The 576-nt window shown below is 32.3% G+C and carries 1 pseudogene; it reads right to left on the reverse strand.

Annotated features, from left to right (window positions below):
- Nucleotides 1-25 precede the first annotated feature (25 nt).
- A pseudogene (locus H3S73_RS13530) lies at nucleotides 26-576 on the reverse strand (hypothetical protein); the annotation flags it as partial.

Genomic DNA, 576 nt, shown 5'->3' on the forward strand with positions numbered 1-576 from the left:
TTTCAATGCCATTTAATTTTCCGTTTTATGGTATTTTACTTATCACAAAAGCTGCATAAGAGTATCTCATAACATCAGCTAAAGTCGTATTATCTAGTAATTGATTATCTACACTACCCCATGAAAAACATATAAGCTCTACTAGTTCCGTTAGTAGAGTTTGTTCAGTTACCTCATGACCATTTATTAACTTTAATTTATCTGCCAAAACAATCCAATGGTTTTTAGTTGCAATAGGTACTCTTGTATCAAACATTCGTGATGTTATCAACATGACTACGTGCGTATCTTCACGAACATAAGAATTTAAGCGACATAAATCTTTTAACGTTAATTTAGGACCTGTTATATGGTTTACTATGTTTGTATTAATTTCGTAAACAATTTCAGCGCCAGCTTTTTTAAACCATGTTTTAAGATCCCCGGCTGTCGTAATACCCGGAATTTGATCATCAGGAGAATCAAAATCAAAAAAACTATTTTCTGTATCCCTTAAACTTGCTAGAGTTATCCAATCAATAGCTGGAACTTTTGGTAAATATCCTGGTGGTTCATTTTTAAAAAAGTTTGTCGGAT

The organism is Gilliamella sp. B14384G12 (assembly GCF_016101825.1).
Lineage (GTDB): Bacteria > Pseudomonadota > Gammaproteobacteria > Enterobacterales > Orbaceae > Gilliamella > Gilliamella apicola_N.